The organism is Burkholderia sp. SJZ089, assembly GCF_007828315.1.
GTDB classification, from domain to species: Bacteria; Pseudomonadota; Gammaproteobacteria; order Burkholderiales; family Burkholderiaceae; genus Burkholderia; species Burkholderia gladioli.
Genome location: NZ_VIUM01000004.1, coordinates 438,171 through 449,148, shown reverse-complemented (window position 1 = coordinate 449,148; position 10,978 = coordinate 438,171). Strand labels below are relative to the sequence as shown.

Sequence of the window (10,978 nt, the reverse complement as noted above, 5' to 3'; positions counted from 1 at the left end):
CCCCCGACCCGGTTGCCGCGCCTGCAAACGCAGAGGAGCCTGTTCCGGAAGCCGTTGCATGTTGACCGACCGCCACGCTATTGAATCCTGATGCGTTTGAATCAAAGCCGATCGCCGTGGCCCCGCTACCTGCGTTTGAGGCGCAGCCAATACTGACACCGTTGACCGCTGTCGTGCTCGTTGGGCAATTGGTCCCGCTCACTATGACGGATCCCGTCGCCTGCTGAGCCACCGCCCCATACGGAAGACCTGCCAACATGAGACCCAAGACCGAGACGAGCGGACGAAGCCGCGCAGATTCAACACCCGCCGGCAGATGACGGCGACTCCGGCGCGGCGAGCGCGTCTGAATCGACTTGGCATCATGTACGCGATCACGCGCGGTTGCACTCAAATAACTTTCAGCCATGGAAACTCCATCTGAATTTAAATTTTCTGATTTATTCTCGATATTCAACCGAAATGCAGCCTCGCATTTCCCATCGAGTCGCGACAAAAAAATCTCATGACACGACATCCCCCACGCAGGCAACAGCTTCCCGCGCCGGGACATTCGCGATTATTTGAATAGCAACAGGACGACCTTCCCAACAGAACGGGGAAATAATTTTTATAAAACCCCTTAATTCCTACCACAGGAGATCCTTTATTAATTGCCAAATTATCGACATCTTTTCAAATCGCAAAGTGAACAATTGTCACGGTTTTAAACTTTCTGACAAATAACCGCATCGACCAAAAAGTGAACATTTGTCACCGCCTTGGCATTTCAATTGATTTGAAAAATGGATGTGCCACGGCGGCTCGTTCCAATGAACAGCGGTGCGGTTCAATCGCCTGCACGGCAAGCGTGAGGAATGGAATAGATCCGCCTGGACAGCAGACAAACCGGGAGCGAGGAACGGTGAATGGTCGGCGTGTCATGCGTCCGCCATGACCACGCTCCGATCCGGTGATCGGCGGAATCAGACATCGCCGACGCGACATCGATCGCAGTCCGAAACATGGACCCGACAAGCAACGATGCAACACCGCAACGGCCTGCAACGACGTGCCCGCGGTGCCATTGCGCCGGGACGCGGCTGCCCTCTTTCAAAACCCAAGCTCACATCCCGGTTCGAGAAAAAATTACCCGAATCCGGCACGCCGATCGTTTTTACCTGGCCCGCAATTCATCCTACAAATTCACAAAATGTCACAATTGCATTCCTTCCCGTTGATTTATATTTCCCAACCATTCATACCAAACGCATCAAATGGCAAACGTTTGCTGAAACCCAGCATTTTTGCCAGGTTGCCAGTCGAACCACGATACTCAGGGGTGCATGAATGCGCATATTGGTGGTAGAGGACGATCCCATCCAGGCCGAGGAAGTTCAAAGCGCACTGGCGCCGTTCCGTCACACGATCAAGCTCGTGACCGACGGCGAGCAGGCGCTGCGCTTCCTACGATCCGAATCCGTCGACGCGGTGGTGCTCGACTGGCATTTGCCCAGCATGACGGGCATCGAGGTGCTGAACTGGATTCGCACGCGGGCCGATGTCGAATACGGCGTGCTGTTCCTGACCAGCCGCGTGCAAGAGCTCGACGTGGTGCGGGCGCTCGAGGCCGGCGCCGACGATTACCTGAGCAAGCCGTTCCGGCCGGAAGAACTGGCCGCACGCGTCAATGCCCTACTGCGCCGCGTGGCGCGCAACGTGAAGCGCGACGAGCCGATCCGGGCCGGCGACTACGTGCTCGATCCGGTCGAGCGCGCGGTGCGGCTGCGGGACAGCAAGATCGAACTGACGACCAAGGAATTCCAGCTGGTCGCCTGCCTGTTCCACAACCTTGGCAAGATCATGTCGCGCGAACTGCTTGCCACCACGGCCTGGGGACGCGAGTTGGGGACGGAATCGCGTTCGCTCGACACCCATATCTACCGAATCCGGCAAAAGCTGAAGCTGAGCATCGAGAACGGCTTGCGCCTGTCGGCCATCTACACGCTCGGCTATCGCCTGGATCAGACCAAGCCCTCGGGCGAGTTTCACGCCAACGCGGGAATGCTGATGGAGAGCCGCGCCTGAAGCAGCGCGATCGCGCGAGTTCGGCACCCGCACCTGCTGCTACGCATGTCGCGCGGGGACGCGCCGGCGAACCCTGCCACGAGCTTCAACCGCCCAGGGCCGCATCATGTTCGTGTTTCGACAGCAGCATGAGAAAGGTGGTCCCCTCCCCGAGCTTCGAGCGCACCTGCAGCTTGCCTCCCAGCGAATCCACCACCGTCTTCACGAAGGCCAGGCCCAGGCCGTGGCCGGACAATGACGAACTGCCGTCGAGCTGGGTGAACTCCCGGAACAGCTTCGCCTGGTCCAGCTCGGATATGCCTTTGCCGTAATCGGTGACGGCAATCTTCACATGCTGCTCGGTCGCCGACAGTTCCACGTCGACGGTCGACGACTCGCGGCCGAACTTGATCGCGTTCCCGATCAGGTTGACGAAGGCCCGCCTCAGCAACTGCACGTCGGCGATGGTGCTCAGGCCCGGCTCTGCCATCAGGTTCACGATGGTGGAACGGGCACTCGCCTGCGGCAGCAGATCGTCCACCGCATCGCCCAGCACCAGCGCGGGGTCCACCGAGGCCAGCTTGGGCGGCAGGTTCTCCGCCTTGGCCAGGAACAGGAAATCGTCGGACAGGCTGAGGGCCCGCGTCGCATACTGGGAAACCAGCTCGGCGAAGCGCTGCGGGGTATGGCGCGACGGATCGCGCTGGACCTGCGAAACCAGCGCGAGAATCGAAGCCTGCGGCGAGCGCATGTCGTGCGAAAGAAACCGCAAGGCCATGTCCCGCTGCCGCTCGGCCATTCTCACGGAAGAGACATCGGCCACATGAAACACCAGCGCACCCTCGCCATAGCTGGCCGGCCGGATCGGCGCGCACTTGATCAGCAAGGACAGGCCGCCGCGCGCGTTCGCGATCTCGATGCCCTGGCCGAGCTGGGATTTCGTCTGGGCGGACAGATTCTCGCCTTCTGGCCAGGGCTTGAGCGAGGCCAGTGCCTGCTCGGCAAACTCGTTGGCCCGGTGCGACGCGGTGATCTGGAACAGCACGTCGGACACGGAACGCCCCGCCGGCACGCCATTGGAGACTGGATTCGCTCCCGGTTCGCCATACAGCGCGGCCAGGCGCTCGTTCGCCAACAGCACGGTGCCGCCGGTCGAGGCAATCAAGGTCGCCTCCGGCAGGCTGTCGACCCATTCGTCGATCAGTTCGCGATAGCTGCGCACCCGTTCGTCCAGATCGGCGGCCCGCCTCAACTGGCGCTCGACCGGATCCACGCCGCGGCGCTCCGGCATCGGCTTTCCCGGCAACGCCGGTTCGGCCGCCAGGCGGTCCGCCATCAGGACGATGAATCTCAACAAGGCCTCCAGGCGCCGCCACGACCATAACAAGCAGGCAGCGGCACAGATCAGCACGGCGGTGGCAGGCGGCAGAAGCCGATCCGCGCAGCAGAACAGGACGGCGGCAAGCACTGCGATCGCAACGGAAATACCAAACGACCCGAGCAGGCCGGCACGCGGCCCCAGCCGGTAGAGCAAGACACAAACCAGGCAGACGACGAACTCGTTGAACAGCAGTTCGAAGGCGAAGCCCGGCGAGCGCGGCATAGCGGACACGCGACGCATGTCGAATGTGTCGCCGAGCCGGGCTCCGCTCGTCGGCCAGGCCGAACCCAGACCGGTTTCTCCTACCAGGGCGCGAATCAGGACCGGCCGGCCCTTCAAGCGCTCCGGGGAAACACGCCCGTCCAGCACATTGATGTACGAGTAACGCTCGTAACGTTTGCCGCATCCGGATGCGGCCCGGACGCGGCTGGCGCCCGAACTGTCGGCACCAGCCTGGTGAATGGACGATGGGTTCCCCACTTTATCGGAGCGCGCCATGCCGGCTGCGTGTACGTCGCCGCCGATACGAACCGGATTCGATTCACGCAAGCTCATCAGATCGATACCGATTACCGTGACACCGCTGTCGGTGAGCCGATCGAGCATCTTCATGCGGGTTTCACGATCAAACGGCCACGGCCCCAATCGGGCCGTGGTGCGAGCATCGACAACGATCAAGGCCAGGGGCCTGGCGGTACCTCGGTGAGCCGGCTGCGGCACGAGGTCGAAAAAAGCCTGGTCGAAGCGCGACAGGAGATGCGTTGCCGTCAGTACCAGGCAAATCAGCATCAGCACGGCGCTCAGGCCGACCCACTCTCTCGCGAGCCTGAAGCGGGCCACCTCGCCTCCTCGATTTTCCGTGGCAGGTGGACGACATCGGCCCGGCTCGAAGAATTTCCCCAGCATGTCAATTCGATGGCCCTTCATCATATCGCCCTGGACGAAATTCAAATCAATGACAAAAAACCTGAGAATTTCTTCCACTCAAACATCGACACCCGCATCGAATCAATCAACGACACACAACGGCAATATCGATAAAAACAACCCCACTAATCATCATTGAATAATTTTATATTACATCAAAAAACACAACAATAATACACATGCATTATTAAAAACATGAACGCACCCATCAATACAGAATTACCATGACCAATTCTCAATAAATTTCACTTTCCAGCAACGCTCCGCAAGACCAGCCTGCCTCCCGCCCTCGTCAGGCATCTCCTTGATGCAAGACAAAGCTCTCCGCCACGTTGCTCGATAACCTCACCGAGGCGCAAATATTCCTGACAAGCCACTCATCCACAAGGGCAACACACCGAATAAAAACATAGCACCTTATCAAAAAAATCAAGTCTAGACCGTTAAAGCAAATTTACATTTGTTCATTATTGGAAGTTGAAAATTCAAAGTTCTATCAATAAAATTGAGCCATCAAAAAATGAACCGAAACTCCTGGCCCGGCCAATTGGAATATTCATGAACCGCACCTTCGTGGCAAACCATCCCCTTGACGACGCGGAACGTGGGCTTCACCAGGATGAATTCTTTTTCCTGCTGCAACCCAAATTCCTGCTGGCCGAACACCAGCTTTCCGGCTTCGAATACCTGATCCGCTGGCGGCACCCGGAGCGCGGCGTGCTGGCGCCCACCTCGTTCATCAGCGTGGTGGAGGATTCCTTCCTGGCCACGCGCTTCACCGACCTGCTTACCGAGCGTGCCGCGCGCATGCTGGCGCAGTGGGTGAGCGCCGGGCATGACGGCCTGTCTCTCGCCATCAACCTGTCCTCGCTGGAATTGGGGCAAACGCAATTCCCTGCTCGACTCGCCGTGCTGCTCGACTCCTTCGGCCTCGATCCGAAACGCTTCGAGATCGAACTGACCGACGTGGTCCCGCCCGATCAGCTCGACTGGCTGGTGGAAGCCATTCATGCCGTGCAGGCCATCGGCGTGCGCGTCGCGCTCGACGATTTCGGCGCCGGCTTCAATTCCTTGACGCTGCTGCAGCAATTGCCGGTGGACACCATCAAGTTCGACCGCTCGCTGATCCGTGACGTGCTGCAGAACGGCGAATCCATGCGCGTGGTCGAAACCCTGGTGCAACTGGCGAAAAGCAACGACAAGCACATCGTGATGACCGGCATCGAAACCGCCGAGCAATTCGCCTGGGCCCGAACCCTGCCCGGCGTCGAAGGCCAGGGCTACCACCTCGGCGAACCGCTCGACGAGCCGGCGGTCGAGGCCTTCATCGCCGAGCAGCGAGCCAGGGCCCTTTCCTGAGGGCGGATGTGCTCTCGCCTCATCCCGGTGCCAGTGCCTGGCGAATCCGCTCGTGGTAGTAGGACAGGGCCGGCTCGTGCCGGCCGAACCTGATGTGCTCCTGCGTGCGCCCGTGGAAACCTCGCTGGATCTATTCCGCGAGCTCGAAGTCCTCCTTCTCCACCGTATTCGTCAGCAAATCGAAATTACGGGTCCAGTGCGCCCTGGCCTGTTCGGTGTGGATCGGCGTGGGCGGGTATAGCGAGACCTCGGCCACGCAGTTGTCCGGATCCCGATAGTCGGCCGGAAACATGCGCCAGATCTCGAAGTGGCGCCCCTGCCAGTTCAGCAGCGTATTCGGGAACAGCACGTAGACGACCAGCGTATGACGCAACAGGTCCCAGTCCCGCTCCGGCTGCTTGCGCATCTCGACGATCGAGCGTCGCGGGAAGGTGAGCCGCATGTTGTCGCCGAAGCGGTCGACCAGGCCGATGCCGGGCAGGAAGATCGGATTGATCGTTTCCTTGTGCAGCTTGTCGATATGCCAGCTTTCCAGGAAGGTATCCACCGCGAGTTTCCAGTTGAGCCGCTTCTCCAGCGCGCGCGTGCCGAAATGCGTGAAGTCGGCCAACCCGTACGAGGCCAGTTCCTCGTCCAGCCCCGGCAGCAAGGCGTCCTCGTCGATCGTCCCGCCCGGCTTCGGCAACACCCACACCAGCCCGTGCCGCTCCAGCACGGGCAGCCGCGTCAGGTCGGTGTGCTCGCAATCGAGTCCCGGGAAGGCACCACGCGGCGCCAGCAGGCGCAGCTTCCCCTCGAGCGTGTAGCCCCAGCCGTGATACGGGCAGACGAAGGCGCTGGCATCGCGCCCGCAACCGTCGGCCAGCCGCGCGCCACGGTGGCGGCATACATTGGCGAAGGCGTTCAGCCTGCCGTCGCGATTGCGCACCAGCAGGATCGGCACGCCGCTTCGATCGTCGGTCAGGTAGTCGCCGGGCGACTTGATCCGGCAGCTCGTCGTGATCAGCACGGGACGATCAGTAAACAGGCGCCGGCGCTCCTGCTCGAGGACCGCCGGGCTGCTGTAGGCCGAGACGGGATTGCTCCCGCAGGTGTCGCTCATGTCCGTGCCGTGCTCGTCGATCAGGGCGAAGAGGCGCTTGGCCAGGGCCACCTGGGTGTCATGCTGCATGAATCGTTCCTTGTGTCGCTAATCGGTTTCCGAGGCCGGCTCGGGCCTCGACATGCCAAGCTCCGTGGCCGCGGCATTCGTCCGGACCGATGACATTCCATGCAAGCCGCCCGGCGTCGCCTCAACGGCCATTCGTCTCGGCCGGCACCTCGACCTCGGCATCGACACCAGCGTGCTGGTTGAACAGCGCCGCCAGCCGGCGTGCGGCATCCCCCGTGACGATCGAGTTGTGGTCGTCGTCGAATACCGCCACTTCGATCGGGCCCGTGCTCAGGACGCGCAGATGCGGCAAGGCATCCTCGCGACAGCCGGCATTGCTGCCCCGGGCAGCCAGGGCATAGTGAATCGGCGTGCGCAGCTGCGTGAATGATCGAGACACGATCGACACCACGCTCGAGGCATAGAGCCGGGAGATGCGCGCGAATTCGGCGGCGTCGAGGCGGTCGCGCATCTGCGCGAGGCCCAGGTCGCGATCGAGCAGCGCGATGAAGCGGGCGTCCCGGGACAAGGCGTCGATCCCGTCCAGGGTGGGCTGCCCGGCGACAGGGCCGACGATCGCCTTGAGCCGCGAGGCGAAGTCGCCGCTGGGAAATGGGCTGTCGATCAGCATCAGGGGCGCCATCGCCTGCCCCGCCGCCTCCCATTGCGCCGCCATTTCGAGGCTGACGAGACCACCGAAGGACCAGCCGCCGAGCCGGTCGGGCAAGCGGCCGAAGCTGCGTTCGAGCAGCACGCGATACCAGTTGGCCAGCTCGGCGAGCGGCCGATGCACCGCCAGGGCCGCCCGGTCGACATCGGGATGCCGCAGGCCGACCACGGTCGGCTCCCCTGGCCAGGCCTCGGCGAGCTCCTGGTAGCACAGCACGTCGCCGCCGACCGGATGGACCAGGGCGACGAGTTCGCCCCGACCCTGGCGCAGCACGATCAGCGATTCGTCGACGGGCGCCGGGTCCGCGTCCCCGGCAGCCAGCGGCTGTTCGCCGGATCGGCCCGACGCGAGCCTCGCCACGGCCGGCGGCGTGGCGGCCGATGCACCGCCGAAGAATCCGGCGAGCTTCGCGATCGACACGCCGCGCGCCAGCAAGGCCACCGGCAAGGCACGCCCGAAGGTCTGCTGCAGGCGCGAACGCAGTTCGGTCAGCGCCAGCGAATCCAGGCCGCAGGCGACCAGCGGCGCCTCGTCCTCGAGCACCACGGCACCGCTGGCCACGGACTGGACGATCCGCCGAATCGTGTCGAGCAAGCGCGCCTGATCGACAGGAGCGCCGTCATGCGCGGGCCGGGCGCTGTCTTGCCCCGCCTTCGCCAATTCACGAGGGAGCGCCGGCGCCTCGACCGCGCTCGCCGCGGCATAGGCGATCCCGGGCAACTCCAGATGCACGCGCTCGAACGGATAGGTCGGCACTTCGGCCGGTTGCGGCGGCCGCGGATAGAACGCGGCCCAGTTGCGCAGGAAACCGAGGCAATACAGGCGCGCGCAGGCATGCGCGAAACCTTCGGCTTCCGTGGCGTCATCGCCGGGCGCGTCCGCCAGCGACGACACGGCCTGATCCCACTTCTGCGTCGCGGCGCGCGCCAGGTTCGACAGCGCGGCCCCGGGCCCGACCTCCAGGAACACGCAATCCTGGTCGGCGAACTGCTGCAGTGCATCGGCGAACAGCACCGGCTGCTCCACCAGGTCCAGCCAGTGCCGGCTGCTCGCGATATCGTCGCCGGCGCGCCGGCCGGTCAGCGTCGAGACCAGTTCGATGCGCGGCGCCGAAAAGCGCAGCGTCGACAGCACCTCGTCGAATCCGGGGCGCATCGGCGCCAGCAGGGGCGAATGCCCCGGCGTGTCGTAGGTGCTCAGCACCGACGCGCGCCGGCCCATCGCGAGCATCGCGGCGTGCACCTTCTCGACCGCATCCGCCGTGCCGCTCACCACGGTCTGCTCCGGCCCGTTGATGCCGGCCACGAACAACACCTCGCCGAATTCGAATCGCTCCCGCAGCTCGGCCACGCTGGCCGCCACCGCGAGCATCGCGCCGGGCGGCGTGGCGGTATCGAACAGGCGGCCGCGTGCCTCGACCGCCTTCAGGCCGTCCTCCAGCGACATCACACCGGCCAGCGTCGCCGCGACGTGCTCGCCGAGAGAATGGCCGACCACCGCATCGGGCGGATTGCCCAGCGCGATCCAGGTCCTCGCGAGCGAATGAAGCATCACGAAATGGGCAAGCTGGCCCGCCCGATGCCGGACCGTCTCCGGCTGCTCGCCGCGGATCGCGGCCAGCACGTCGGCGGCCAGCGCCGCATCGAGATACCCGAGGCACTCATCGACGAAGCCGCGAAACAGCGCGTTCCGCTCGTGAAGCTCGGCGCCCACGCCCGGCTTCCATGCCCCCTGGCCGGGAAACAGGAACACCAGCCGGCGCGTTTTGGTGACGCTCCCCGCATGCCACTCGCCTTCCGGATTCTCGGCCAGGAAATCGTCCAGCGCCTGGCTCAACTGCTCGCGCGTCTCGCCCACCACGACTGCGCGGTGAGACCAGTGATCGCGCCGCGTGCTCGCCGTGTAGCAGAGTTCGTGCAGGGACAAGCCCTCGTCCTCAAGCGCATGCCGATAGGCTCGCGCAAGACGAGCGACGGCCTCGCGTGTCTTGGCCGATAGCGGCAGGACCCGCGGCAGGTACTCGGTATCCTCGGCACGCGCCTCGCCCGCGGGTGCCTTGGCCAGCACCAGATGCACGTTCGTGCCGCTGATCCCGAAGCTGTTGACGCCCACCATGGCGTCCTCGCCCGGCAGGTCCTCGCTGGCGCGCGGCACGCCGATCCCGCTGCCGTCCCAGCGAAAGCGCGAGGTCGGCACCTCGAAATTCGCCTGCCTCGGCACGCGCCCCCGACGCAGGACCAGGATCGCCTTGACCAGGCCGGCGATGCCCGCCCCGGCCTCGAGGTGGCCAATCTGCGCCTTGACCGAACCGACCAGCAGCGGATGGCGTCGCTCGACCTTGCTCGTGTAGACGTTGCGCAAGGCGGTCAGCTCGATCGGATCGCCCAATTGCGTGCCGGTGCCGTGCGCCTCCACGTATGCGATCGACTCGGGCCCGACGCCGGCGCGCTGCAGCGCGACGCGGATCGCGCTCTCCTGCGCGACGCCGTTGGGCGCGGTCATGCCGTTGCTGGCGCCGTCGTTGTTGATGGCCGAGCCGGCCAGCACGGCGTCGATCCGGTCGCCGTCGTGGCTGGCGTCCTCGATGCGCTTGAGCACCACCACGCCGCCGCCCTCGCCACGCAGGTAGCCGTCGGCGCGAGCGTCGAAAGGCCTGCAGATCTCGCCATGCGCCATGGCCTGCAAACGCGCGCCGGCAATCGTCTCTTCCGGCGAGAGGATCAGGTTGATGCCGCCGGCGATGGCGATATCGCAATCGTCGGCACGCAGGCTCTGCGCGGCGAGATGGACGGCAGTCAGGGACGAGGAACAGGCGGTATCGACGAACACGGCGGGGCCGTGCACACCGAGGAAATAGGCGATGCGCCCGGCCAGCGTGGCCCGGCTCGCGCCGAGCCTGGCGTAGGCCGTCAGCTTGCTCATGTCGCCGGCCCACATGGTGCGGCGGCCATAGTCGACCTCGCCGCTGCCGAGGAACACGCCGATGCGCTGCCCGCGCACCTTGCCCGGCGCGATGCCGGCGTTCTCCAGCGCCTGCCAGCACAGCTCGAGCAGCCAGCGCTGCTGCGGGTCCATCGCGAGCGCTTCCGATTCCGAGATCCGGAAGAATCCCGGGTCGAACTCGAACGCGCCGTCCACGTAGCCGCCATGGCGCGCGTAGGTGGTGCCCGGCACGCTGGCGTCCTCGTTGAAGAACGGTTCGATGTCGAAGCGCGCCTTGGGCGTCTCGCGCGTCGCCGCTCGCCCGGATTCCAGCAAATCCCAATAGGATTCGTGGTTGCTGGCATCGCCTGGAAAACGATAGGCAGTGCCGGTGATCGCGATGCGCGATTCCGGCCGCTTGGTCCCTTGCATAGGTTCCCCGCATCTGGCAGTGAAGGAATGCGCAGGAATCCTGTCGGGTCGCTGCGCGTTCGATGGAAATGGCGCTCGCTGCACGGCGCGG

General features: G+C 64.1%; 6 protein-coding genes and 1 pseudogene. 3 read left to right on the top strand and 4 right to left on the bottom strand.

Annotated elements, in window-relative coordinates; translation table 11 throughout:
• Positions 1-31 precede the first annotated feature (31 nt).
• Positions 32-259: pseudogene (locus tag FB600_RS38155) on the bottom strand (hypothetical protein); the annotation flags it as partial.
• A 764-nt stretch (positions 260-1,023) separates the two neighbouring features.
• Between FB600_RS38155 and FB600_RS10230 the strand changes: the two are divergent.
• Entirely contained in the window at positions 1,024-1,329 is a 306-nt protein-coding gene (locus tag FB600_RS10230; protein ID WP_145756719.1) for a hypothetical protein, read from the top strand.
• Complete coding sequence (locus FB600_RS10225; RefSeq protein ID WP_098182873.1) at positions 1,330-2,067, top strand: response regulator transcription factor; 738 nt, start codon at positions 1,330-1,332, stop codon at positions 2,065-2,067. It begins immediately after the preceding gene.
• Between the two features lie 85 nt (positions 2,068-2,152).
• On the opposite strand, the gene FB600_RS10220 is transcribed toward FB600_RS10225, so the two are convergent.
• The gene (locus tag FB600_RS10220; protein WP_261383363.1) at positions 2,153-4,411 is read right to left on the bottom strand and encodes an ATP-binding protein; all 2,259 of its coding nucleotides are present in this window, start codon (positions 4,409-4,411) and stop codon (positions 2,153-2,155) included.
• Between the two features lie 420 nt (positions 4,412-4,831).
• On the opposite strand from FB600_RS10220, the gene FB600_RS10215 reads away from it, so the two are divergent.
• On the top strand, positions 4,832-5,713 hold the full coding sequence (locus FB600_RS10215; protein WP_244128327.1) for an EAL domain-containing protein: 882 nt from the start codon (positions 4,832-4,834) through the stop codon (positions 5,711-5,713).
• 130 nt (positions 5,714-5,843) lie between these two features.
• On the opposite strand, the gene FB600_RS10210 is transcribed toward FB600_RS10215, so the two are convergent.
• Both FB600_RS10210 and FB600_RS10205 read right to left on the bottom strand, forming a co-directional pair.
• Positions 5,844-6,884 carry an aromatic ring-hydroxylating oxygenase subunit alpha gene (locus tag FB600_RS10210; protein ID WP_261383362.1) on the bottom strand — a complete coding sequence of 347 codons (1,041 nt, stop codon included), beginning with the start codon at positions 6,882-6,884 and terminating at the stop codon, positions 5,844-5,846.
• A gap of 121 nt (positions 6,885-7,005) precedes the next feature.
• On the bottom strand, positions 7,006-10,887 hold the full coding sequence (locus tag FB600_RS10205; RefSeq protein ID WP_145756717.1) for a type I polyketide synthase: 3,882 nt from the start codon (positions 10,885-10,887) through the stop codon (positions 7,006-7,008).
• Positions 10,888-10,978 lie beyond the last annotated feature (91 nt).